Origin of the sequence: Saccharothrix sp. NRRL B-16348 (genome assembly GCF_001280085.1) — a bacterium.
GTDB lineage: Bacteria > Actinomycetota > Actinomycetes > Mycobacteriales > Pseudonocardiaceae > Actinosynnema.
On the sequence record NZ_LGED01000200.1, the window covers coordinates 44,352 to 67,147 of the forward strand.

A 22,796-nucleotide genomic window follows, 5' to 3' on the forward strand; every position below is an offset into this window, starting at 1 on the left:
GGTTACCTACCGTTCAGTAATAGAGCCGTCGGCACCAACTGAGATACCTGCCTGTGGACCACCGGCTGGGCAGTCCGGACCGTTGGGGTAGACCATTTCGGGGGTCAGCCCGATATGCCGGTCCACCAGGGAAGAACCGGATTGGTCCAGCAGCGTCAAGCGCGCCGTGACCGGTTTCGCGGGCAGCTCCGGAAGATCGGCGAACCCGTGCTTGCCTCCCGTCGGCTCAGAGCGCGCGCTGCACGAGTCGTCCGGGGAAGTGCCGGTGCAGGTCGTCTCCACGACCCGGCTCGACGGGTACAGCTCCAGCGCGGGGGTTGCACAGATCTCGTCCCAGCAAACCTCGATCGCGCCGGACACCACGTCGGGGTGTTCGACGTCCACGGAAACGCCGGTGCGCGTGCCGATCGCCGTGCAGCCCACGCCGCCGCCGACGTTGGTCGCGCCGCACGCGGTGGCCAGCAACAACACGCCCAACGGCCAGATCCGTCTCCACATGCCCCAGGGACGGAACGGGCGGGCGATCAGGTTGCCCGCCGCCACCACCGTCTTCTCCTCGGCGGCGCGAGCTCGCCCCGGGCGACGGCCCAGTCGGCGAAGCGGTTGGCGTCGTCGCGGAACCGCGTGCCGACCTCTTTGGGGTGGGCCGCGGCGTAGGCGTCGAACAGGGGGCGGAACCGTTCGCCCAGCTCGGCGGCGACGTCGGGCCGGATCATCTCCACGATCCCGCGGCGCTTGGCGAGCAGCGCCCGCCGCTCGACGCGCACCCGTTCGGCGTCGAACCCCGCGGGCACGTCGCCGCCGGCCAGCAGCGCCCGCAGCAACTCGGCCTGTGCCGCGGCCAACCGGTCGCGCTGGGGCTGGGTCACCCCAGCACCGCCCGGATCGCGGCCAGTTCGCCGGCCAGCTCGGCGTCGGCCGGGTAGTCGTCGTCGCGTTCGAGCAGGACGCCGGGCGGGTCGACGCGGGCACGCAGCTGGGCGAGGACGTCCAGCACCTCGGGGAGCACGGCGTGGGCGTGCGTGTCGTGGTAGACGCCTTGGTGCTCCTCGCCGCCCGCGACGTGCACGTAGGCGAGGCGTTCCAGCGGGATCTCGTCCAGGAAGCGGGCGACGTCGGTGCCGAGGTTGCGGGCGTTGGCGTAGAGGTTGGCGACGTCGACCAGCAGGTGGCAGTCGGTGCGGTCGACCAGTTCGGCCAGGAACTGGCCTTCGGTCAGCTCGCCGTCCGGCCAGTCGAGGAGCGCGGCGACGTTCTCCAGGGCCAGGGGCACGGGCAGGTCCTGCTGGGCGGCCTTGACGTTGGCGACGAGGACGTCGAGCGCGTCGCGGGTGCGGGGGAGCGGCATGAGGTGGCCGGAGTCCAGGCCGCCCGCGCGCACGAAGCAGACGTGATCGCTGACCAGCGGCGCGTCGAGCGCCTCGGCCAGCGCGCCCAGGTGCGCCACCCGTTGGGCGTCAACGGGTTCCGCGCCGCCGAGCGAGAGCGAGACCGCGTGCGGCAGCACGGGAACGCCCCGTTCGCGGAGCAGGAGCACGGACTCGGGCAGGTGCCCGACGTGCAGGTTCTCCGCGACGACCTCCACGAAGTCGACGCCCGGCAGGCGTTCGACGGTGAGGTCGATCTCCGGCCGCCATCCGATGCCGACACCCAGCTTCTCCACGGGCCACCCGCCTTTCCGCCGCTACCGCGCCGCTCTCCCGCCTTCGTGCCGGCCGGTCACTCGCCGCCGCCACCACCGCCACAGCCGCCGCCACCACCGCACGACGAGCCGCCGCTGTCTGAACCGCCGTTGGCCGAGCTGCCACCGCCGCAACTGCTGCTGGAGCAACTGCCGCAGCCGCCACCGCACGACGCGCTGCCGTCGGACCTGCTCGCCCGCGTCCGCCGTTGCAGCCTCTCCCGCGCGGCGGGCGCGATGCCGAGCACGTCCGTCACCCGGGTGCCGCCGAACCGGCCCAGCAGCCCGAAGCAGGCGACCAGCGCGATCCGGTTCCGCGGCAGGGCGATCCCCTTCAACCGCACCACCTCGTCCCGCCCCCGCCTCGTCAGCGGGCGCGCCAGCCGACCGAGCACGGCCGAGCACACCGCCCACCCGATCACGGCGCCGAAGCCCACCTGGAGCGGCAGCGCCAGCGCGAACATCGCGATCACGGCCGCCGCCGCCGCACCCAGCACCAGCAACCGCAGCCGCCGCACCGCCCGCCTGCGCTCCGGCGACGTGACCAGGCCGCGGTCGATCAGGTGCCGCCGCAGCCACTGCGCCTCGTCGCTCCCCGCCGTCGCGGTGACCAGCTCACCCAACGTCCGCGGCACCGAGCGCAGCACGTGCGCCTGCAACGGGCTCCACCCGTGGCCCGGCCGGCCGACCGCGCTGACGTGGCCCTCGCGGGAGATCCGCAGCATCCCGGCCTCGACCAGCGACACCACCGCGACCTCGGCCGCCCGGCCCGGCCCGCCGACCAGGAAAGCCTGCTCCTCCGGCTTCGGCCACGGCTCAGGCGTCGAACCCGCCGAACCCGCCGAAGTCGGCGTCCACTGAGTCACCACCGTCGTCCCCTTCCAGCCACTGCGCGGCCAACCACCCACCCGCGAACCACCCGCCGGCCACGAGCCACCCGTTGCGCCGTTGCCAGCGCCGCGGTTCGACCACCACGGCACGCCTGCGCCGCGGGAGTGGTGCCTGTGACGTCTCGCCGGGCGCGATCGGTTCCGCCCGTTCGCCGTCGAACACCGCCGTCTCCGACCGTGCCGACCCCTTGCGCGGCACGGGCGGCTCGGCGGTGCGCGACGAGCGGACCAGGCCGTAGCGGGCGGTCACCTCGGCCGGGTCGACCGGGGCGAGGCCCGCCGTGGCCTCCTCGTACGCCCGCGCGCCCCTCCTGGTCAGGACGGGCGGCGGACCCAACAGCAGCAGGACACCGAGCACGCCGGTGACCGCCAGCGCGGTGACCGTCACCCACCCACCCGGACCTGCGAGAACAGCGACCACCGCGAGCGCCGCCACCGGCACGACCGCCAGCACCGCCCGCGCCAACCGCCGTCGCGGCGACACCAGCAGGCCACCCGCGACCAGGCGTTGCCCGATCTGCCGGGCGGGTCCGCTGGTGGCCGCGCCGACCACCAGCTCGTCCAGGTCACGCGGCTGCGCGAGCCGGGCGAGCACGACCGCCTGCAACGCGGTGGCCGGCTGCTCCTCGCCGGGCACCGCCGCGGCCACCGAACCGGACACCCGAGCCCGGTTCTCGGCCACCAGACCCGCCAACGCCACCTCGACCGCCCGCACCGGGCCGCCGCCGAGGTAACCGATCTCCTCGAACGACAGCGGCCGGTCGGGCACGGCGCCGGCGACCCGCTTCCAGCGCAGGCCCACCACCACCGCGGCGACGAGCGCCGGGCCGTACCACCACAGGAACGTCATGGCCGCCACCCTAGGAGCCGTCGGGCCGAACCCGGCCGTGGTCACGGAAGCGTAAGAACCCCGTCAGCCACCGCCGCCACCACCACCGCAACCGCCGCCCCCGCCACCACAGCTGCTGCCACTGCTGCCGGAGCAACTGCTCCCGCTACCGCAGCCGCTGCCGCTCGTCGTGGACGTGCCGGCCACGAAAGCACCGCCCGACGCCATCCTGGGACGTGACCACGGACGTGCCGCGGCGCGCAGCGTGATGTTCGGGTGGCTGTTGAAACCGTTGAGAGCGACCGACTCGGCGGCGTTCGCCGAGCCGGTCCCTCCCCACCCCCCGGTGATCCCGCCTGCGCGAGCCTTCGCCACCGCGGCACGACCCTTCGCGGTGCGCGTCAACGGAGCCGCCTTCAGCAGCCCCCAGATCAGCAAGCCCGTCAGCACGAGCTGCAACGTCAGGATCCACACGGGCGCGTTGATCACCTGCCCGTTCACCCAGCGCGCGACACCGACGACGAACAGCAGCGCCATCGGCGTGACACCCGCCCGCAGCCGCCGCTTCACCACGTCCGGCGCGTCCAGGTAGCCCAGCTCGACCAGCCGGCGGCCGACCGCGCGCGGCGCGTCCTTCTCCGAGACCGACGTGATGAGCAGCGACAACGTCCGGTAGCGGTAACGCGTCGCGTCGGCCAGCACGGCCTGGTCGACCGGGTGGTCCGCGACGGGGGAGCCGACGACGCGCACGGCCCCGTTGCGCGCGGGGATCAGGGCGCCCGAGTCGATGAGGGACGCGACGGACGTCTCGACCACCCGTCGTGGTCCGCCGGTCAGGTAAGCGATGTCCAGCAACCCGAGCGCACCCGCGGGGGCGTCACCCCGCGACCCCCACGGGCGCACTCGGACGAAGATCGCGAAAGCCAGCGACACGGCCAGCGCGATCCAGTACAGCTCAAGGAATTCCGGGCCTGAAAGCCCCCACGGTCGCTCCACGGTCCACCCCCTGTGGGCCTCGGTGGAACCAGGTCCACCAGCTAGGAGGCAATCGTGTGCGCCAGGCCACACCCCAGCAAGAGGGCTTTAGCAAGCCTTAGGGTTCGGGTCGTTCGACGGTGGGTCCGTCAGGAGGACGACGCGCCGTCCACGCCGCCGGAGCCTTCGCCGTCAGTGCCCTTGAAGATGCGCATGATTCCTCCTGGAGTGGATCAGTCATCATTCGGAGTAGCGCCCTCAGTCTGCTCGACCACCGGTGGTTTCGACCAGACGCAAGCTCACCGAGTTGATGCAGTAGCGCTGATCCGTGGGCGTGTCGTAGCCCTCACCCTCGAAAACGTGCCCCAAGTGGCTGTGGCACGTGGCGCACAGCACCTCCGTTCGGACCATGCCGTGCGCGCGGTCCTCACGCAGGATCACCGAGTCACCCGCCAGTGGCGAGAAGAACGACGGCCAGCCGCAGTGCGAGTCGAACTTCGTGTCGCTGCGGAACAACTCGGCGCCGCACGCGCGGCACTCGTAGACACCCTCGGTCTTGGTGTCCGTGTACTCGCCGACCCAGGCGGGCTCGGTGCCGGCGTCGCGCAGCACCGCGTACTCCTTGGGGGTCAGGATCTCCCGCCACTCCAGCTCGGAGTGGACCACCTTCGGGGTGGCGCCGACGACAGGTTCCATGCCTCCACGGTAGTCGCACCCGCGGCGGTCGGAACGGGGGCGGAGGTCAGTAGAAGAACACCCAGACGAAGGTGCCCAGGTAGTACCAGACGCTGATCAGCACACCCAGCAGGATGAGGCCGACCACGACGACGGCGGTGAGCCGGCGCAGGCCGCCCGTCCGGTTCGCGGAGTCCGCGAACTGCGCGACCCCCGCGACCGTGCCCTCGATGGTGAAGCTCGGTGGTTGCTGCTTCATCCGGCCGAGGTGCTCGGCGAACGCCCTGGTCTCTGGGTCGTCGGGGTCGAGGCCGATCAGCTCGTCGTCGATGCTGCCCTGAGGGCGATCGTCCGGTGCGTCGGCGGCTCTGGCGCTGGCCATGGAACCCAGCGTAGCCGGCGTTTCAAGCCGCTGGGAGGCTCAACGCGCCAGGGCGGGTGACGGCCGGACCGCGCCGACCGGCCGGCCGTGGCCGAGCACGGGGAACGTGGCCAATTCGTCCGGCGCGTCCACTCCCAGCTTGCGCAACGCGGCGACCAGGACCACCGCCCTGGCCCGGCTGGAGCCGTCCGCGATCTTGCACGCCACCGCTTCGCCGGTCGGCAGGCCGATCGCGTAGACGCCTTCCGCGCCGTCCTTGGCCACCGCGCCCGGGATCGCCCGCATCAGCGTCGTGACGTCGCGGTTCGTGCCGCCGACCCACTCCGGGTGGGCGTTCATCGCCTGCGCGATCCGCCGCTCCGGACCGTCCTGCGCGCGGGCCAGCGCGCTGAACGCCCTGGCCAGGCCGGTGAGGCTGATGCCGAGCAAGGGCGCGCCGCAGCCGTCGACGCCCTCCGCGCCGACGCGCTCGCCCGCCAGTTCCTCCAGGGTGTCGCGGATGGCCCGCTGGAGGGCGTGGGCGGGGTCGAGGTAGTCGTGGGTCGACCAGCCGTTGACGACGCAGGTCGCCAGCATGGCGGCGTGCTTGCCCGAGCAGTTCATGTACTTCGGCGCCTTGGTCCGGCCCGCGGTCAGGTGGGACCTGAGGGCGTCCTCGCCGATCGGCAGGTCCGGGGTGCACTGGAGGTCGGCCTCGGTCAGGCCGTGCGCGCGGAGGATGCGGTGGACGCCGTCGATGTGGAAGTCCTCGCCGGAGTGGCTCGCGCAGGCCAGGGCCAGCAGCTCGTCCTTCAGGTCGAGGCCGTGGCGGAGCATGGCCAGCGCCTGGATCGGCTTGTTGGACGAGCGCGGGTAGGCCGTGTCGTGGGGGCGGCCGACGGACAGCGCTTCACGGCCCGTGCGGTCGAGGGCGATCACGGAGCCGTGGTGGACGGACTCCAGGAACTCGCCACGCCAGACCTCGGCGACCAGTTCGTGCGCCATGCCGTCCCTCCAAACCCTGCGTGCTGCCAACTGTCGACAGTTAACATGGCGGGTGACTTCTCGCGCTAGGAGACGTTCGTGACACTTCCCGTGCACTTGAGCTTGGCCGGTCAGGCCGTGGACGTGCTCCGCGAGCTGGTGCTGACCGGCGACATCCCGCCGGGGGCGCGGGTGAACGAGGTCGAGCTGGCCCAGCGGCTGGGCATCTCGCGGGGGCCGTTGCGGGAGGCGATCCGGCACCTGGCGTCCGAGGGGCTGCTGGTGCTGGCGCCGCACCGGGGCGCTTCCGTGCCGGTCCCGGACGAGGCCGACGTGCGGGCGCTGTTCGAGCTGCGGACCGCGTTGGAGTGCGCGGCGGTCGAGCTGGCGGCGGTCCGGCGGACCGAGGGGGACGTGGTGCGGCTGCGCGCGGTGTGCGAGGAGTCGCGGCGGGCGTACTCGGCGGGTGAACCCTTCCCGTACCGGCTGGACCTGGCGTTCCACCAGGCGTTGCTGGACGCGGCGCGCAGCCCCCGGATCGCCGAGCAGGTGCGGCTGGCGCAGCAGCGGGTGGTGCTGCTGCGCAGCGGCCTGCGCGACGACCCGCCGCACCAGCACGCCTCGCTGGACGACCACGACGCCCTGGTGGCCGCCATCGCCGCCACCGACCCGTCCCGCGCGTCGGACGTGATGCGCAAGCACTTGGCCCGCGTGTGCGCCCAGATGCTCACCAGCCTGGCCTGAGTCAGTAGGTGGCCAGGTGGTCGAGCAGGTGCAGCGTCGTCTGCTCCGCCGCCTCCTCGGGCACGAAGTGGCCCACGCCCGGCATCACCTCGAACCAGTACGGCCCGGTGGTCCACCGCCCCGAGTTCTGCGCCGTGTCGGGCGCGACCACCTTGTCGTCCTCGCCCCACAGGTACCTGGTCGGCACCGAGACCGGCCGGTGCGCGTCCGTGCTCCCGGTGGTGAAGTCGTTGGCCCGGTACCAGTTCAACGCGGCGGTCAGCGCGCCCGGCTCGGTCAGCTTCCGCACGTACTGCGCCACCCGCTCCGGCGGGATCACCGCAGGCCAGCCCTCGCGCAGCCGCGCGCCGTTGTCCGCCAGCAGGGTGCGTTCGGCGACACCAGGCTCCCGAAGGTGGTCCAGGTGGGCCCACCGGCGCCGCTGGTCCGGGTCCGTCCGCAACGCCTCGGCCAGCGCGCCCGGGTGCGGTGCGGACACAGCCGTCAGCGTGCGCACCCGCAGCGGGAACCGCGCCGCCGCGACCCACGCCGCGATACCGCCCCAGTCGTGCCCGACCAGGTCGAACCTCGTCCACCCCAGCGCGTCCGCGATCTCGACCACGTCCTGCACCACGTGGTCCAGCCCGTACGCGCTCACCCGGCGCGGCCGGACACCCGCCGAGTAGCCGCGCAGGTCCGGCGCGACCGCCCGGTAGCCGTGGGCGGCCAACGCCCGCAACTGGTGCCGCCACTCGATACCGCACTCCGGCACGCCGTGCAGGAGCAGCACCTTGCGGCCGGTGGTGGGGCCGGTCGCGATGGCGTCGAACGTGCCCGCGGGGGTCGAGATGCGCTGACGCGTCAGGTCGGATTCGAAGAGCACCGGTCGTGATCGCATGCACTCATCGTGCTGCGGTGATCGCGCTCAGTCCCTGGTGTGCGCCGCCGGAGCGCTGGTGGGGCCAGCCCTACCTCTGTCGGGGGCCGGCGGAGCCGGGTGGACGACCCCGCCGGCCGCCCACGTCAGCCGAGCGTCCCCGTCACCTTCGCGTGGCCCTTGAGCAGGTTGCGCGCGATCGTGCGGCGCTGGATCTCGTCCGTGCCCTCGTAGATGCGCAGCAGCCTCAGTTCCCGGTACCAGCGCTCGATCGGCAGCTCGCGCGTGTAGCCCATGCCGCCGTGGATCTGCAGCACGCGGTCCACGATCTCGTTCGCCTTGATGCCGCCGTACAGCTTCGCCATCGACTGCGCCTGCCGCGAGTCCGCGCCCTGGTCGACCAGCCACGCCGCGTGCAGCACGAGCCAGCGCAACGCCTCGATCTCCACCGCCGAGTCCGCGATCATCCACTGGATGGCCTGGTACTCGGCGATCGGCTGACCGAACGTGACCCGCGTCTTGGCCTGCTCGATGGCCATCTCCACCAGCCGCTCGCACGAGCCCAGCGCCCGCGCCGGCAGCAGGTAGCGGCCCTGGCCGATCCACTGCATGGCCAGGTTGAAGCCGCGACCGACCTCGCCGAGCACGTTCTCCTCGGGCACGCGGACGTTGTCGAACACGAGCGCGGCCGGCCCCCACTGACCCATGGTCGGGATCGGCTCGGACTTCCAGCCCATGTCCCGGTCGACCAGGAAGCACGTGACGCCGCCGTCCGCGCCCTTCTCCTTGTCGGTCACCGCGAACACCATCACGAAGTCGGCCTCGTTGCCCTGCGTGATGAACGTCTTCTCGCCGTTGATCACCCACTCGTTGCCCTCCTTGCGGGCGGACGTGCGGATGGCCTTGGCGTCGGAACCGGCACCCGGCTCGGTGATCGCGAAGCACGACACGCGCTCACCGGAGATCGTGGGCAGCAGGTAGCGCTGCTTCTGCTCCTCGTTGCCGTGGAACAGGATGTTGTCCGCGTACCCGCCGAACCGGAACGGCACGAACGTGCGGCCCAGCTCGGCCTCCAGCAGCGCCGTCATGAGCGCGCCGAGGCCCATGCCCCCGTACTCCTGCGGCGTGAGCACGCCGAAGAAACCCGCGGCCTTCGCCTTGTCCTGCAACTCCTTCAGCTCGTCACGGGTCAGACCCGGCTGCCCCAGGCGTTCACGGCGCAGCACCTCCGGCTCCAGCGGCGCCACCTCCTTGCGCACGAAGGTCCGCACCCAGTCGCGGATCTCCTTCTGCTCCTCGTCAAGCGTGAAGTCCATGCCGTCCTCCCTCTACGCGAACGCGTTGACGCCGGTCAGCGCCCGGCCGATGAGCAATTTCTGGATCTGGCTGGTGCCCTCGTAGAGGGTCGTCACGCGGGTGTCCCGCAGGTACTTGCCGACGGGGTACTCGTCGATGTAGCCGTAGCCGCCGAACACCTGGATGGCGTTGTTCGCCACGCGCACGGCGGCTTCGCTGGCGTACAGCTTCGCCATGGACGCCTCCGTGCCGAATGGCTCGCCGCGGTCGGCGAGGTCCGCGCAGCGCCACGTGAGCAGGCGTGCCGCGTCGGTCTCCACCGCCATGTCGGCCAGGAGTTCCTGCACGAGCTGGAAGCCGGCGATTGGCTTGCCGAACTGCTCGCGTTCCTTGGCGTACTTGACGCTGACCTCCAGCGCGCCGCGCGCGGCGCCGACGCACCCGGCGGCGACGGACATCCGGCCCCGGTCGAGGGCGGCCATGGCCAGCTTGAAGCCCGCGCCCTCGTCGCCGAGCCGGTTCGCGTCGGGCACCCTGATCCCGTCGAGGGCGAGTTCGGCGGTGGCCTGGCCGCGCATGCCGAGCTTGCCGCGGATCTCGGTGGCGGTGAAGCCGGGCGAGTCGGTCGGCACGAGGAACGCGGTGATCCCCTTAGGACCGGGACCACCCGTTCGGGCGAAGATGAGCGCCACGTCGGCCCACGTCCCGTTGGTGATGAACACCTTCCGGCCGGTGATCAGCCAGTCGTCGCCGTCGCGGACGGCCCTGGTGGCCAACGACGCGGCGTCGGAGCCGGTGCCGGGCTCGGTCAGGCCGAAGCAGCCCAGTTCACGGCCCGAGCACAGGCCCGGCAGCCAGCGCTGCTTCTGCGCCTCGGTGCCGTGCTTGGCGAGGGTCTTGCCGACCAGCCCGAGGGAGACGGAGATGATGCCGCGCACGGCCGAGTCGCCGCGGGCGATCTCCTCCAGCACCAGGCAGTACGCCAGGTGGTCGCCGCCCGAGCCGCCGTACGCTTCGTCGATGCCGAGACCGAGGAAGCCGACGTCGCCCAGCGCGGGCACCAGGTCGCGGTCGATGGCCTCGTCCCGGTCCCAGCGCGTGGCGTGCGGGACGATCTTCTCCTCGGTGAACCGGTGTGCCAACTCCTTGAGCTGCCGGTGTTCGTCGGAGATGCGCAGATCCACCGGGGTGACCTCCTAACCGAACGGTGTTAGGTTATCTAACCTAGGCGCGGAATCGACCACAGGCAAGGGGAGCGGACATGCCGAGGAGCCCGATCCTGAGTGCCTCGCGCATCCGGACCGCCGCGCTGCACATCATCGACCGGGACGGCCTCGACGGCCTGTCGATGCGCAAACTGGCCTCTGAGCTGGGCGTTCAGGCCGCGTCGCTGTACGGGCACGTGAGCACGAAGGACGATCTGCTGCACGAGGTGGCCGCCGGGATCCTGGAGCGGGTCGACGTCTCCGGGTTCGAGGGCGGCGACTGGCGGCACGGCCTGCGCAGCTGCGCCCGCTCCTACCGGGCGGCGCTGGCCGCGCACCCCAACATCGTGCCGTTCCTGGCGTACGGGCCGGCGCACCGCGAGGCCTCGCTGAGGCGGCTGGACGTGGTGCACGGCGGGCTCGTCGCGGCGGGCTGGTCACGGCGTGAGGCGACGATGATCGCGGCCGCGTTGATGTACCTGGTGTTCGGCGCCGCGCTCAGCTCGTTCTCCAGCGGCTTCTCGGAGGACCAGACGTTCTACCGCGACCGGTACCCGAACCTGGACAAGGCCCACCTGCTGCCCGCCGTGGCCCGCGAACTGGACCACGACAGCTTCGAGCTGGCGCTGGAGGCGTTCGTCACCGGGTTGGCGGCGCGAGCGCGCGACTGAGCCGCGCCGCGAGGCCGCCGTGGTCCGCAGGTGCGACGGTGATCCAGTCGGACCCCGTGCTCGCGTACCGGCCGCGTTCGGTGTCGAACCAGGTGATCGGGTGCTCCGCGCCGTCGACGGCGAAGTGGCCGGTGCCCGTGATGGGGCCGGCCAGCATCTCCCGCACCGCCTTCACGTCCGGGTTGCCGGCCTGGCGGACGGCCCGCGTGAAGCCCTGCGGTTCTTCGGGCGGCGGCGCGAGGTCCTTCGCCGCGACCGTCACCGGCTTGCCGGGCCCGGGTCGCAACGGCGGCAACACCTCGACCGCCGCCTCGGCCGGGCCGCGCACCACGTCGAGCAGGACGAAGCCGTCCTCCTGCACGGCGCGGACCGCGTAACCGCCACGTGCCACCACCACGGCTCTGAGCAGCCCGTCGGTGTGGATGTCGGGCATGCCCAGGACGGTGATGCGGGTGGGTGGGCGGTGCAGGAGGCGGAGGGCGTCCTCCAGTTCGGCCTCGGGCCTTCCGCGCCGGGTGAGCGCGCGGCGGTCCAGGTCGGCGTGCACGGCTTGCCGGATGCGCCGCCGTTCGTCGAAGGTCGTGCCGGGCGAGGGCACGTCGAGGGGGTAGGGGATGGGGCCCGCGTCGAGGTCCTCCCAGAGGACGTCGAAGGCGGCCAGCGTCAGCGCGGCGACCCGTCTCATTCGCCGATGGTCTCCGGGGCGACCATGCGCTTGTCGTCGAAGTACTCGTCGGTGGGGATCAGGTACTTCGTCTGGTGCTCCTGGTCCTCCCCACCCGGCGCGCCCTGCCCGGCCATCGGTGCTGCCGCACCCATCGCGCCCATACCGGGTGCCCGCCGTGCCGCATCACCTTGACTGCCCGTGGGCCCGAACGACGCGCCGCCGGTAGGCCCGAAGCCAACCGCACGCCCCTGCCCACCCGCACCGCCTGCGGCCCCGCCGCCACCTGCCGCAGCGGGCATACCGGGCATCCCACCCGGGAACCCAGGCCTGCCCACGTGCCCCGTGCCGCTTCCGCCGGTCGACCTACCACCGGGCGGCACACGCGTCGTTCCGGACGGCGGCCCGACGGGCGCGACCGGCGGCCTCCACCCCGGCTGTCCGACGGGCGGCGCCACCGGCCGCTGCCCATAGGTGGGCGGCGTCAGCGTCGGTGGTGGTGGTGGTGGTGTCGGCGTGACGGTCGGCGGCGTGGTCCACGACGTCCGCGTCGTCCCGCCATCTCCGACAGGCAACGACGCAGGCAGCGTGCCCGTGACACCTGCCGTCCCCGTACTCCCAACGGTCCCGCTCGTCCCACCGCCGATCCGCCCGGCCGGATCCACCGTGTGGGTGTTCACGGACGGGTTGTCGGGCGGCGTGGTGATGACACCCTGCTCCTGCGTCACCTTCGGCGGCTCGGCCAAGGCCGGCATGCCGAGCGCCGCGAAGTACAACGCGTCGTCCCGGGCGTACATCACCCGGACCGCGTCGGCATGCGCCGCGACGGCCTTCGCCTTCAACGCCGGGACGGTGAACGCTGCCGCCATGATGTCGAGCAAGTTGCCGCTTCTCGCGGCATCGGAGTACATCCGCTCTTCATCGAATTCTACTACGGGAGGCATCTTCGCCTTGGCTTCATCAGCCGCTTGGATCTGGTCCCGTACCACCTCGCCGGTACGACTGAACTGATCACTGGCCAACTCGCTGAACTGGCCGACTTTGAGCAGCGCGCTCCGTGCCCCTTCCGCCGCGCCCCCGGTCCAGCCGTCCCTGGAGCCGGTGATGATGGCGGAGAAACTCCTTGCCAGTCCACGCAACGTCTCGCCGATTTCCTCCCAACTGTCGGCAATCTGGTATGCGGTATTGGCGTCGGATTTATTCGTGACTGACTTCACCAAATCTTGGTGTGTACTACTCTCGTAGCGTATTTTGGGTGCGGGTGCGGTGGGCTGCGAAGTCATCAGGTCATCCTCGCGGCGTTCAGGGGAGTTTGGGGGCTATCAACTCGGCGGTCTTGGTGGCTCGGTCGCACGCTGCGGCGGTGTCGATGGTGTTCGCCGGCATGGTGGCGACTACCTGCACGCTCGACGATGCCGATACCGAGATGACCACGTGGCACATGTATTCCGCGCCCAGTGGTGCTTCGATTCGGGTCGCCGGGTATTTGCCGACCTTCGTCGGCACCGTGCGTTCGTCGGTGTAGTCGAGATCGCCGATGCCCTGGTGAGGGCGGATGGCGGCGCCGGCATTTCCGTTGCCGCTGACCTTCCAGAAGCACGTGTCGGCGCCGGCCACTCGATCTTCTTCGCCGGGATTGCTGAGGCCGAGTTGGCTCACTTCATTCGGGGTGAGCAGGTCACAGGGCTTGAGTTCGGCGAGTGCGCTGTTGCCGGGGGCGCTGGACGACGACGTAGGCGAAGATGGCTTCGAGTCGGTTGTCGATGCCGGGCGGGGTGAGCCGGTGGTACCGGCAGCAGTGCATGCGGTCGTCAGCGAGAAGACGGTGACACAGGCGATTGCAAGGCGACCGGTCGGATTCACGGCTGGGCGTTCCTCACCATGTTGTTCCACTCATCGGCCTGGGTGGCGTCCGTGGTTTGGTAAGCCGCCCGGCTCCGGTGGATTTCCGCTTTGAGGTCTTCGATAGCCTGGCGGAACTTCGGGATGATCCGATCCAGTGCTTCCCTGCCGATGTCCCGATTGACTTGTCCAACTTCTTCGGCGTACCCGCTGCCCAGAGGGGTGGAACTGCCGATCATGCCGGACCTTCCTGCGGCCAGATCAAGAGTGTCTTGCATTTCGGTCAATTTCTTGAGCATCGAATCGACGGCATGGGGGTCGATCGACAGTGCGTGCGCCTCGTTTGCTGCAATAAACTCCTCAGTGGCGGCTGTGATGGTGTAGAGTCCAATGTTCAACCACCCGCTTCCAGATGTCTCGCCGTACCTTTCAAGGGCGAACTCGCCGGCATTGTCGAGCTTCGCGCCGCCGTCCTCGACCACAGGCATGCCCCTCCCCAATGCGTCTTGCATGTCGATCAAGGACTGTAGCGCAGTACCATGGTAGAGGTGGACCAGTGGTCCCACTTCATCCGAATGGTGTACCTGACTGCCGCAGTTGTGCGGATTTCATTCACGTGATGGTTTCTCGCATTCATTGACCACTGTTCGTGGTCAGATGCTGGGTGTGAAGGCCTCTTCGTTGTTACCCTCACCCGTATGGCCCAGGCTGTGGAACTAACCGTCGGTGAGCGCGTGGTGCGGGTGTCCAACCCGGGCAAGGTCTACTTCCCCGAGCGTGGGATCACCAAGATCCAGGTGGTCGAGTACTACCTGGCGGTCGCCGAGCCGCTGCTGCGCGTGCTGCGCGACCGGCCGACGACGTTGAAGCGGTACGTCGACGGGGTGACCGGGGAGGCGTTCTACCAGAAGCGGTTGCCCAAGGGGGCGCCCGAGTGGGTCGAGACGGCGCGCATCAAGTTCCCGTCCGGGCGGCCCGCGGACGAGGTGTGCCCGACCGAGCCGGCCGTGCTGGCGTGGGCGGCGAACCTGGGCACGTTCGACTTCCACCCGTGGCCCGTGCGGCGGTCGGACACCGATCGGCCGGACGAGCTGCGCGTCGACCTCGACCCCCAGCCCGGCACGGACTTCCGGGACGCGGTCACGGTGGCGATGGTGCTGCGGGAGGTGCTGGACGAGCTGGGATTCACCGGATACCCGAAGACGTCCGGCGGTCGTGGCATCCACGTGGCCGTGCGCATCCGGCCCGAGTGGGACTTCGTGGACGTGCGGCACGCCGTGATCGCGTTGGCGCGCGAGGTGGAGCGGCGCGTGCCCGACAAGGCGACCACGTCGTGGTGGAAGGAAGAACGCGGCGAACGGGTCTTTCTGGACTTCAACCAGGCCGCCCGCGACCGCACCATCGCGTCCGCCTGGTCGGTCCGCGGCACGCCCCGCGCCACCGTGTCGACCCCGGTGACGTGGGACCACCTGTCCACTGTGGACCCGGACGACTTCGACGTCCTCACCGTGCCGAAGTACCTGGCGGAGAACGGCGACGCGCACGCGTCCCTGGACGACGAGGCGTTCGGCATCGAGCGCCTGCTGGAGTGGTACGAGGCCGACGACCGGGGCGAGATGCCGTACCCGCCGGACTACCCGAAGATGCCCGGCGAGCCACCCCGCGTGCAGCCGTCGCGGAAGCGCAACTAAAGCGACTCCGATCACGTGCGCCCGGTCCGAGTTCGCCCGACCGGGTGGTGTCGTGCTGCGGCGACTGTCCCAGTGGGGTCGAGAGACCCGGCAAGTGCGCAGGTCATCACGGCGGACGGCGGTGGTGGTGCAGGCCGACGGTCCCCGTGTCCCGGAAGGGGTATCGCCCCGGCGACGGCACGGGGGCATGGTGAGCCGCGTGAACACTCGACGCCTTGAAGTGGTCCTGCCTCCCGACGTGCCCGCCCGTGACTACGCGGCCGTCGCTCATGCCATCTGGGCGGTGCTGGACGCGGCCGGGTTGGGCGCGGACGGTGCGCTCCTGGTCGACGAGAACGAGGACGAAGGCGGCCAGGTCGACGACGACCGATAATCGCTCGCCCGCGCCGTTCGGAACGATCTAGCCTGCCCGCCGTGAGCTTCCCGCCCGCGGTGACCGAAGAGCAGTTCGAGGCGCTGGACGACGACGCGCTGCGGCCGGGGGTGGAGGCGTTGTGCGGGCACCTCGGGGTGTCCGGCGACGTGGAACGGTTCCCCGACGGGTCGTTGCCGGTCTACGCGGTGGGTGTCCGGCACGTGCTCAAGCTGTTCCCCGCGGTCCACCTGGACGAGGTCGCGACCGAACGGGACGTGCTGGAAGCCGTGCAGGGACGGTTGCCGGTGCCCACTCCTGCGTTGCACGCGGCGGGCGAGTTCGGCGGTTGGGGATACGTCCTCATGGAACGCCTGCGTGGCGCGAGCCTGAAGGACGTGTGGCCCCAGCTGGACGAGGGCGCGAGGCGGGACGTGTCACGCCAGGTCGGAGAGGCGCTTGCCGCTCTCCACGCCATCACGCCGCCGCCGTTGGAGCCGCGGGACTGGGCGGAGTTCGTGCGCACGCAGACGGCCGGTTGCGTCGAACGCCAGCGTGCCCGCGGCCTCGCGCCCGAGTGGCTGGAGCAGATCACCGACTTCCTCGACTCCGTCGACCTCGGGCACCCCGAACTGGTGCTGGCGCACACCGAGGTGATGAGCGCCCACCTGCTGATCGACGACGGCCGCCTCACCGGCCTGTTCGACTTCGAACCCGCCCTGCGCGCCGCCCGCGAGTACGAGTTCGTCGCCACCGGCGTCTTCCTCACCCGCGGCGAACGCGAGGCCAACCGGGCGCTGCACGACGGCTACGGCCACGCGGTCGACCCGCGCAAGGTGCTCGCCTACGCGCTGCTGCACGTCTACTCGAACGTCGCCTGGTACCTGCGCGAGGTGCCGACCGGGGCCACGACGCTGGACGGCCTGGCCGACCACTGGTTCGGCGCCTGACCTTTCCGCCAACCGGCTGTTTCCGAGAGCGGTTCAGCCGCGATCCGACTGGTCCTCTCGTACCATGGAGGGCAACGTCGAAGAAGGGGAGGCAGGCCGATGACGCAGGCGTACGTGGTGCGGTTCGTCGGCGGCCCCCTCGACGGCCGGGTCGACTCGCACGCCAGGCCGCCCGAGGTGCCGAAGCAGACCGTCACCCACGTCCACCTGCACGGCGGCCCCAAGATCGTGCACCACTACGACCTCGAGTACGCCGTCGAGTACGGCTGCGAGTACCGCCTCCGCGTCGAGGACTAGCCACCGCGCAGCGGGCTCTTGACAGAGTCAGAAGCGGCCAACCGTAGACACGCGCCTCACCTGCGGTTTACCGTTTGGCTTGCGTGAGAGCGCTCTCACAGAGCTGTGAGTCCCTGCTGGAGGTCCCTGTGCGTTCAATCCGCCCCCACTTGGCGGCACTGGTGGTCGCGGTGGCCGCGGCTGCCGCGATCCCCCTCGCCCTGCCCGGAACGGCCAGTGCCGTCACGGTAGGCGCGGGCAGCTACGCCACCACCCGCCCGGCGGGCGCGGTCGGCCCGTCCGACGCCAACGGCGCACCCCTGACGCCGAAGGTCACCGCCCGGATGGCCGGCCGCCCGGTGCCGACCAACGACTGGTGGTCGTCCCTGGCGTTCCAGCGCTACCCCGGCAACCCGTACTCCGAGAACATGTACGCCCACCCGCTGACGTTCCACGCGGCGGCGCAGGGCCTCGGCGTCGGCTACCCGACCAGCCCGAACATCACGCCCGACGGCCGGTTCTACGAGTTCATGCACACCGACGACCTGTTCGTCGGCGTCAGCGGCCTCACCGCGCCGCGCACCCAGGTCGACGGCTGGTCCGACTGGACGGTCAGTCCACTGTGGACCGACGGGACGCGCACCCTGCGCACGACCATCGGCCACGGCTCGCCGTACGTGTACGCGGAGGCCACCGGCGGCGCGGCGCGGGTCGGCTTCAACGGCGCCACCACGATCTGGAGCAACACCGGCACCACCCTCGGCGTCACGATCAACGGCCGCGACTACGCGTTGTTCTCGCCGAGCAACTGGAACGTCGTCGGCACCGCCGAGGCCACCTCCTCGGCCGCGTTCTTCTCCGTGGCCGTGCTGCCGAGCCGCGACGCGCTGTCCCTGTTCCAGCGCTACGCGTTCTCGTTCGTCACGGACACCAAGGTCAACTGGACCTACAACTCGGCGAACGCCCAGCTCACCGCCACCTACACGGCCACGACCACGGCACGCCAGGGCACCCAGACAGGCACCCTGCAGGCCCTCTACCGGCACCAGTGGCTCAGCTCCACCGACACCGTCACCGCCTTCCGCTACACCTCGCCGCGCGGTGAGATGCGGCTGCGCGAGGGCTCGTCGTTCACGACCCGCAGCACGTTCAACGGCGTCCTGCCCGCGCTGCCCCTGTCCTCGGCAGCCGACCAGAACCGCCTGCGCGCCGAGATCGACCAGGAGTTGAACGCCGCCGACCCGTGGAAGGGCGCGGGCGACACCTACTGGACCGGCAAGGCGTTGTGGCGCCTGGCCGCGCTGGCCCGCGTGGCCAACCAGATCGGGTACACCGCGGGCCGCGACCGGCTCCTGGGCATGGTCCGCGACCGGCTCACCGACTGGCTCACCGCCACGTCCGGCGAGGCGGGCAACCACTTCGCCTACGACGCAACGTGGGGCACGCTGATCGGCTACAAGGCGTCCTACGGCACCGACGCCGAGCTGAACGACCACCACTTCCACTACGGCTACTACGTCCTGGCCGCGGCGATCCTCGCGCAGCACGACCCGGCGTGGGCGTCTGACTCCCGCTACGGCGGCATGGTCAAGCTCCTGGTCAAGGACGCCAACAACTACGACCGCGGCGAGACGCGCTTCCCGTTCTTGCGCAACTTCGACGCCTACGCGGGCCACGGCTGGGCGTCCGGCCACGCCGGGTTCGCGCACGGCAACAACGAGGAGTCGTCGTCCGAGGCGATGATGTTCGCCACCGCCGCGGTGCTGTTCGGCCAGGCCACCGGCGACACCGCGCTGCGCGACGCGGGCATCTACCTGCACACCACGCAGGAGAGCACGATCGCCCAGTACTGGTTCGACAAGGACGACACGGTGTTCCCGGCGGCCTTCCAGCACGGCACGGTCGGCATGGTGTGGGGCGCGGGCGCCAGCTACAGCACGTGGTGGACGGCGAACCCGGAGGAGATCCACGGCATCAACATGCTGCCGATCACCGGCGGCTCGCTGTACCACGCCGACTACAAGGCCGACGTGCTGCAGAACGTCAACGAGCTGCGCGCCAACAACGGCGGCACCGAGGTCGAGTGGAAGGACGTCATCACCCAGTTCCTGGCGATCGCCGACCCGGCGCAGGCGCTGGCCAACTACGGCTCGGGCCTCCCGCCGGAGGACGGCGACTCGCGGGCGCACGCCTACCACTGGATCACGTCGCTCAACACCTACGGCACGCCCGACACGTCCGTCACCGCGAACGTGCCGACGCACGCCGTGCTGAGCAAGAACGGCGCCCGCACGTACGTGGCCTACAACCCGGGCACGACGACGGCCACGGTGACGTTCTCCGACGGGCAGACCCTGTCCGTGCCGGCGTCGTCCACCGCGTGGCGCGGCCCGGCCGGCAGCGGCACCGACTCCGGCTCGGGCGGCGTGAACCCGACATCGACCACGACCACGACTACTACGACGACGACCACCACGACCACCACGACCGCTCCGCCGGTCAGCCGGGACGCGTTCGGCACGATCCAGGCCGAGTCCTATGACCAGCACCAGGGCGTGTTCAAGGAGACGACCACCGACACCGGCGGCGGCCAGAACATCGCCGGCATCGCCAACGGCGAGTGGGTGCTCTTCCGGGGCGTCGACTTCGGCACGCGCACCGGCCGGCAGTTCGTCGCCCGGGTCGCCGGCGGCGCGGCGGGCGGCGTGAGCGGCCTGGTCGAGGTCCGCGTCGGCAGCCCCACGGCCGCACCGCTCGGCAGCTTCGCCATCGCCAACACCGGCGGCTGGCAGAGCTGGCGCACCGTGCCCGCCAACATCACCGGCCTGACCGGCAAGCACGACGTCTACCTCACGTTCACCAGCGGTCAGCCCGCCGACTTCGTCAACGTCAACTGGATCACGTTCGGCTCCTGAGACCTGCCGCCGCATCCCGCTCCACTGGAGGAGATCGGATGAACGCGAGAATGAGAGGTGTCATCGGCGCCGCGTCCGTCGCGCTGGCACTGGCCCTGATCGGGTCGGTGGTCGCATACCAGCCGGCGGGCGCGGGCCCCGCACAGCTCCACGCCGTGAACCACGACAACCACCCGGCCGCACCGGACGCGCACCAGGCCGCGGCCATCGAGGGGCAAGCCGGCATCCAGGCCGCGTCGGAGTTCCGCGCCAACTGCCGCGCGAGCCACCGGTCCGGCAACGACCCGATCATCTACCCCGACCAGACCGGCGCGTCGCACGTGCACGAGTTCTTCGGCAACCGGTCGACCAACGCCTCGTCCACGTACACGTCGCTCAAAGCGGCGGGCACCACGTGCGACCCGGTGGTCGACCTGTCCGCCTACTGGGTGCCCACGCTCTACAAGAACGGGCAGCCGGTCGCGCCGGAGAGCGTCACCGTGTACTACCAGGGCATCCACGACATGCAACGCGCCGTCCCGTACCCGCCGAACATGAGGTACGTGGTCGGCAACGCCCGGGCGACCAGCCCCGACCAGAACCCGTCCGCGCGGTGGTCGTGCACCACGCAGTCGCCGTCGAGCCGGGACTTCATGAACTGCCCGGCGGGCACCAAGCTGGAGACGTACCTCGACTTCCCGACCTGCTGGAACGGCCGGGACCTCGACAGCGCCAACCACAAGGACCACATCGTGTTCTGGAACGGGTCCTGCCCGTCCACGCACAACGTGGTCCTGCCCAGGCTGGAGTTCCTGATCACCTACCCGGTCAACGGCGGCGGGCTGTCGCTGGGTGGGACGGTGAACGGGGCGAACGTGACCACCGCGCCGGGGTACACCTTCCACGGTGACTTCATCAACGCGTGGGACCAGCCGGAACTGGAACGACGGGTGCGGAACTGCGTGAACGCGGGTCGCATCTGCGGCACGAACGGCAACCCGATCTAGGAGCGCGCGGGCGGTGGGGCGTCGTCCCCACCGCCCGTCCTCTGTGGACCGCTGTGCGGCACGGCCCGTCGGTGGCAGGATCGGGCGGATGGAGCCACGGGACCGACTGCCGGTCACCCTCGGTGCACTCGTCGTGGTGGCGGTCGCCGTGTCGGCCATCCGGCCCAAGAGCCACGTCACCTGGCTGCTGGAGGTCGCGCCGATCCTCATCGCGCTGCCCCTGCTGGCGTGGACCCGCCGCCGGTTCCCGCTGACGGCGCTCGCGTACTGGCTGATCTTCGGGCACGCGCTGGTGCTCGCGCTCGGCGGCCACTACACGTACGCCGAGGTGCCGTTCGGCGACCTCTGGACCGACCGCAACCACTACGACCGGTTCGCCCACTTCGTGCAGGGTTTCGTGCCGGCGGTGCTCGCCCGGGAGATCTTGTTGCGCCGGACGCCGCTGCGGCCGGGGCGGTGGACGTTCTTCCTCGTGTCGGCGACGTGCCTGGCGGTCAGCGCGGGCTACGAGTTCGTGGAGTGGGCGGGCGCGGTGATCGGCGGCGAGTCGGCGACGGACTTCCTTGGCACGCAAGGGGATGTGTGGGACACGCACTGGGACATGCTCCTTGCGCTTGTCGGGTCGGTGGTCGCACAGTGGTCGCTGGGGCGTGCGCACGACCGACAGCTCGCGGGATTGTCGGTGGGGTAGGGCAAGCTGCACACCGACGGATCTTGTGCAAGTCGTGGAGGTTGGTAGGCGATGGCGAAGGCGAAGCAGAGCTCGTTGTCCCCGCAGGACATCGACCACCTGCGCGCGGAGTTGGCCGCGGGCCGCCCGCCCGTGGTCTGGTTCACCTCCGCCGCGGTCGGGGTGGAGGCCGGGCGGTCGGCGAAGGTGATGGCGTTCACCGAACCGGCCGAGGGTGATTTCATCCAGGTGCGGCCGACGGGGGAGAAGGACGACCTGTCGTTCTCGCCGGCCGAGTTGACGGTGGAGAAGCCGGCTCCGCGCAAACGCACCCCGGCGCCCGCGGCGGCTGCCGTCGCGGAGGCCCCGGCGCCGGCTCCGGTTGAGCACATCTACACGCCGGCGCCCGCTCCCGCTCCCGCGCCGCCGAAGCCGAAGCCCGCTGCGGCGCCCGCGGCGGCCGCGGAACGCCGACCGGCCGTGCGCAAGCAGGCGAAGCCGGCGGAGGTGACGGTGACGCTCACCTCGACCGCGGACGGCGAGTGGACGGTCGACGTGCAGTGGGGTTCGAAGCGCACGCTGAAGGCCGCGCCGGTGGCGGCGTCGGCGGTGTCGCAGGCGTCGAAGCTGCTGCCGGCGGAGGTCGACGAGGCGGTCGAGAGCGTCCTCAGCGCGGCCCGCGAACGCCACCTCGCACGGGTCGAGCAGCTGCGGGCGGAGCTGGAGGCGGCCCAGCGGGCGTTGGACGACCTGACCGGCTGACCGAGCGAGAACACGTATTGCAACGTATTGATGATTGGCGTTCCGCGATCGGGTGAGGGTACTTCCCCTGGCCGGCGGTAGGGGCGGACCGTGGGGTCGAAATACCTTCGGTCGCACGAAGTCCCTCGACGCCGCGGAGGCACAAGATGGTTGTGGAGATCACGACAGCTGAGCAAGCCCAACTCGGCAGCTGCGGCTGCTGCACCGGTTGCACGGGCCCCGGCTGCGGGTGTTGCTCCAGCTGCTAGTCCCGCGCCTGCCAGGAAAACGAACGCACCAACGCCAACCACCCGACCCCGGCCCGCCCCAGCGCGCCGGGGCTCGGGCCGGCAATCCCCACCACCCCACGGCCCGCGACCTCAAGGCCTCGCGACCCACCAGCCTCGCGGCTCGTCCGCCAGCTTGACCGCGCCGCCTCATCGCGCTTTGGCTTCGCCGCCCGCTTGGCCGCCGCCGCCCGCCAACTCCGTGCGGCACACCGCTTCGCAACTGCACCCGCACCCCGCATGGCGCACCGGCCT

Annotated in this window: 26 protein-coding genes; 10 read left to right on the top strand and 16 right to left on the bottom strand. The window is 71.0% G+C overall.

The window, feature by feature from the left end:
• Nucleotides 1-6 precede the first annotated feature (6 nt).
• From ADK67_RS21155 to ADK67_RS21195, 9 genes are all read right to left on the bottom strand, one after another.
• The gene (locus tag ADK67_RS21155; protein ID WP_053718193.1) at nt 7-546 is read right to left on the bottom strand and encodes a hypothetical protein; all 540 of its coding nucleotides are present in this window, start codon (nt 544-546) and stop codon (nt 7-9) included.
• On the bottom strand, nt 525-869 hold the full coding sequence (locus tag ADK67_RS21160; RefSeq protein WP_053718194.1) for a hypothetical protein: 345 nt from the start codon (nt 867-869) through the stop codon (nt 525-527). Before ADK67_RS21160 ends, ADK67_RS21155 begins: the two co-directional genes overlap by 22 nt.
• Nucleotides 866-1,663, bottom strand: coding sequence for a DUF692 domain-containing protein (locus ADK67_RS21165; protein ID WP_053718195.1), 798 nt, complete (start codon nt 1,661-1,663; stop codon nt 866-868). Before ADK67_RS21165 ends, ADK67_RS21160 begins: the two co-directional genes overlap by 4 nt.
• 56 nt (nt 1,664-1,719) lie before the next feature.
• Nucleotides 1,720-2,550 (bottom strand): TIGR04222 domain-containing membrane protein, encoded by an 831-nt coding sequence (locus ADK67_RS21170; RefSeq protein ID WP_053718196.1) that lies wholly within the window; start codon nt 2,548-2,550, stop codon nt 1,720-1,722.
• Complete coding sequence (locus ADK67_RS21175) at nt 2,498-3,421, bottom strand: TIGR04222 domain-containing membrane protein (protein WP_053718197.1); 924 nt, start codon at nt 3,419-3,421, stop codon at nt 2,498-2,500. The genes ADK67_RS21170 and ADK67_RS21175 overlap by 53 nt, the downstream gene beginning before the upstream one ends.
• A gap of 63 nt (nt 3,422-3,484) precedes the next feature.
• Entirely contained in the window at nt 3,485-4,396 is a 912-nt protein-coding gene (locus ADK67_RS21180; protein ID WP_053718198.1) for a TIGR04222 domain-containing membrane protein, read from the bottom strand.
• A 237-nt stretch (nt 4,397-4,633) separates the two neighbouring features.
• Entirely contained in the window at nt 4,634-5,071 is a 438-nt protein-coding gene (gene msrB, locus ADK67_RS21185; protein ID WP_053718199.1) for a peptide-methionine (R)-S-oxide reductase MsrB, read from the bottom strand.
• Between the two features lie 46 nt (nt 5,072-5,117).
• Entirely contained in the window at nt 5,118-5,432 is a 315-nt protein-coding gene (locus tag ADK67_RS21190) for a hypothetical protein (protein ID WP_053718200.1), read from the bottom strand.
• A 39-nt stretch (nt 5,433-5,471) separates the two neighbouring features.
• A complete protein-coding gene (locus tag ADK67_RS21195; protein ID WP_053718201.1) occupies nt 5,472-6,416 on the bottom strand; it encodes an asparaginase in 945 nt (314 codons plus the stop codon).
• Between the two features lie 78 nt (nt 6,417-6,494).
• Between ADK67_RS21195 and ADK67_RS21200 the strand changes: the two genes are divergently transcribed.
• On the top strand, nt 6,495-7,139 hold the full coding sequence (locus tag ADK67_RS21200) for a GntR family transcriptional regulator (RefSeq protein WP_053718202.1): 645 nt from the start codon (nt 6,495-6,497) through the stop codon (nt 7,137-7,139).
• A 1-nt stretch (nt 7,140) separates the two neighbouring features.
• Here the strand turns inward: ADK67_RS21200 and ADK67_RS21205 are convergent, their stop codons facing one another.
• The 3 genes from ADK67_RS21205 to ADK67_RS21215 form a co-directional block, all read right to left on the bottom strand.
• On the bottom strand, nt 7,141-8,016 hold the full coding sequence (locus ADK67_RS21205; protein ID WP_053718203.1) for an alpha/beta fold hydrolase: 876 nt from the start codon (nt 8,014-8,016) through the stop codon (nt 7,141-7,143).
• Nucleotides 8,017-8,141: 125 nt separating this feature from the next.
• Nucleotides 8,142-9,311: an acyl-CoA dehydrogenase family protein gene (locus ADK67_RS21210; protein ID WP_053718204.1), complete on the bottom strand. Its 1,170-nt coding sequence runs from the start codon at nt 9,309-9,311 to the stop codon at nt 8,142-8,144.
• Nucleotides 9,312-9,323: 12 nt separating this feature from the next.
• Nucleotides 9,324-10,475, bottom strand: a complete 1,152-nt coding sequence (locus ADK67_RS21215; RefSeq protein ID WP_053718205.1) for an acyl-CoA dehydrogenase family protein — start codon at nt 10,473-10,475, stop codon at nt 9,324-9,326.
• 77 nt (nt 10,476-10,552) lie between these two features.
• Between ADK67_RS21215 and ADK67_RS21220 the strand changes: the two genes are divergently transcribed.
• Nucleotides 10,553-11,167, top strand: coding sequence for a TetR family transcriptional regulator (locus tag ADK67_RS21220; RefSeq protein ID WP_053718206.1), 615 nt, complete (start codon nt 10,553-10,555; stop codon nt 11,165-11,167).
• Here the strand turns inward: ADK67_RS21220 and ADK67_RS21225 are convergent.
• From ADK67_RS21225 to ADK67_RS21240, 4 genes are all read right to left on the bottom strand, one after another.
• Nucleotides 11,136-11,852, bottom strand: a complete 717-nt coding sequence (locus ADK67_RS21225) for an ESX secretion-associated protein EspG (protein ID WP_053718207.1) — start codon at nt 11,850-11,852, stop codon at nt 11,136-11,138. The two genes, ADK67_RS21220 and ADK67_RS21225, sit on opposite strands and share 32 nt — an antisense overlap.
• Nucleotides 11,849-13,048, bottom strand: a complete 1,200-nt coding sequence (locus ADK67_RS21230) for a PPE domain-containing protein (RefSeq protein WP_053718208.1) — start codon at nt 13,046-13,048, stop codon at nt 11,849-11,851. The genes ADK67_RS21225 and ADK67_RS21230 overlap by 4 nt, the downstream gene beginning before the upstream one ends.
• Nucleotides 13,049-13,133: 85 nt before the next feature.
• Nucleotides 13,134-13,694 carry a DUF3558 family protein gene (locus tag ADK67_RS49190; RefSeq protein WP_197289552.1) on the bottom strand — a complete coding sequence of 187 codons (561 nt, stop codon included), beginning with the start codon at nt 13,692-13,694 and terminating at the stop codon, nt 13,134-13,136.
• Nucleotides 13,691-14,161, bottom strand: a complete 471-nt coding sequence (locus ADK67_RS21240) for a hypothetical protein (RefSeq protein WP_157620687.1) — start codon at nt 14,159-14,161, stop codon at nt 13,691-13,693. The genes ADK67_RS49190 and ADK67_RS21240 overlap by 4 nt, the downstream gene beginning before the upstream one ends.
• Nucleotides 14,162-14,371: 210 nt before the next feature.
• Here ADK67_RS21240 and ligD point away from each other — a divergent pair, with 210 nt between their 5' ends.
• From ligD to ADK67_RS21275, 8 genes are all read left to right on the top strand, one after another.
• Nucleotides 14,372-15,364 carry a non-homologous end-joining DNA ligase gene (gene ligD / locus ADK67_RS21245; protein ID WP_053718211.1) on the top strand — a complete coding sequence of 331 codons (993 nt, stop codon included), beginning with the start codon at nt 14,372-14,374 and terminating at the stop codon, nt 15,362-15,364.
• 199 nt (nt 15,365-15,563) lie between these two features.
• Nucleotides 15,564-15,737: a hypothetical protein gene (locus ADK67_RS51075; protein ID WP_157620689.1), complete on the top strand. Its 174-nt coding sequence runs from the start codon at nt 15,564-15,566 to the stop codon at nt 15,735-15,737.
• Between the two features lie 41 nt (nt 15,738-15,778).
• Nucleotides 15,779-16,666, top strand: a complete 888-nt coding sequence (locus ADK67_RS21250; protein WP_157620694.1) for a phosphotransferase family protein — start codon at nt 15,779-15,781, stop codon at nt 16,664-16,666.
• A gap of 99 nt (nt 16,667-16,765) precedes the next feature.
• Nucleotides 16,766-16,963 (top strand): hypothetical protein, encoded by a 198-nt coding sequence (locus ADK67_RS21255; RefSeq protein WP_053718213.1) that lies wholly within the window; start codon nt 16,766-16,768, stop codon nt 16,961-16,963.
• Nucleotides 16,964-17,091: 128 nt separating this feature from the next.
• A complete protein-coding gene (locus ADK67_RS53800) occupies nt 17,092-19,857 on the top strand; it encodes a glycosyl hydrolase (protein ID WP_231648292.1) in 2,766 nt (921 codons plus the stop codon).
• A gap of 38 nt (nt 19,858-19,895) precedes the next feature.
• Nucleotides 19,896-20,843: a DUF1996 domain-containing protein gene (locus ADK67_RS21265; RefSeq protein WP_082403653.1), complete on the top strand. Its 948-nt coding sequence runs from the start codon at nt 19,896-19,898 to the stop codon at nt 20,841-20,843.
• A gap of 88 nt (nt 20,844-20,931) precedes the next feature.
• Nucleotides 20,932-21,534 carry a DUF2238 domain-containing protein gene (locus ADK67_RS21270; RefSeq protein WP_053718216.1) on the top strand — a complete coding sequence of 201 codons (603 nt, stop codon included), beginning with the start codon at nt 20,932-20,934 and terminating at the stop codon, nt 21,532-21,534.
• Between the two features lie 51 nt (nt 21,535-21,585).
• A complete protein-coding gene (locus ADK67_RS21275; protein ID WP_053718217.1) occupies nt 21,586-22,275 on the top strand; it encodes a DUF6319 family protein in 690 nt (229 codons plus the stop codon).
• Nucleotides 22,276-22,796 lie beyond the last annotated feature (521 nt).

Coding starts and splice junctions, on each gene's coding strand:
- ADK67_RS21175 (WP_053718197.1), bottom strand. CDS start 3,421: ATGACGTTCCTGTGGTGGTACGGCCCGGCGCTCGTCGCCGCGGTGGTG.
- msrB (WP_053718199.1), bottom strand. CDS start 5,071: ATGGAACCTGTCGTCGGCGCCACCCCGAAGGTGGTCCACTCCGAGCTG.
- ADK67_RS21190 (WP_053718200.1), bottom strand. CDS start 5,432: ATGGCCAGCGCCAGAGCCGCCGACGCACCGGACGATCGCCCTCAGGGC.
- ADK67_RS21195 (WP_053718201.1), bottom strand. CDS start 6,416: ATGGCGCACGAACTGGTCGCCGAGGTCTGGCGTGGCGAGTTCCTGGAG.
- ADK67_RS21205 (WP_053718203.1), bottom strand. CDS start 8,016: ATGCGATCACGACCGGTGCTCTTCGAATCCGACCTGACGCGTCAGCGC.
- ADK67_RS21210 (WP_053718204.1), bottom strand. CDS start 9,311: ATGGACTTCACGCTTGACGAGGAGCAGAAGGAGATCCGCGACTGGGTG.
- ADK67_RS21220 (WP_053718206.1), top strand. CDS start 10,553: ATGCCGAGGAGCCCGATCCTGAGTGCCTCGCGCATCCGGACCGCCGCG.
- ADK67_RS21225 (WP_053718207.1), bottom strand. CDS start 11,852: ATGAGACGGGTCGCCGCGCTGACGCTGGCCGCCTTCGACGTCCTCTGG.
- ADK67_RS21240 (WP_157620687.1), bottom strand. CDS start 14,161: ATGCCTGTGGTCGAGGACGGCGGCGCGAAGCTCGACAATGCCGGCGAG.
- ligD (WP_053718211.1), top strand. CDS start 14,372: ATGGCCCAGGCTGTGGAACTAACCGTCGGTGAGCGCGTGGTGCGGGTG.
- ADK67_RS21255 (WP_053718213.1), top strand. CDS start 16,766: ATGACGCAGGCGTACGTGGTGCGGTTCGTCGGCGGCCCCCTCGACGGC.
- ADK67_RS21265 (WP_082403653.1), top strand. CDS start 19,896: ATGAACGCGAGAATGAGAGGTGTCATCGGCGCCGCGTCCGTCGCGCTG.
- ADK67_RS21270 (WP_053718216.1), top strand. CDS start 20,932: ATGGAGCCACGGGACCGACTGCCGGTCACCCTCGGTGCACTCGTCGTG.
- ADK67_RS21275 (WP_053718217.1), top strand. CDS start 21,586: ATGGCGAAGGCGAAGCAGAGCTCGTTGTCCCCGCAGGACATCGACCAC.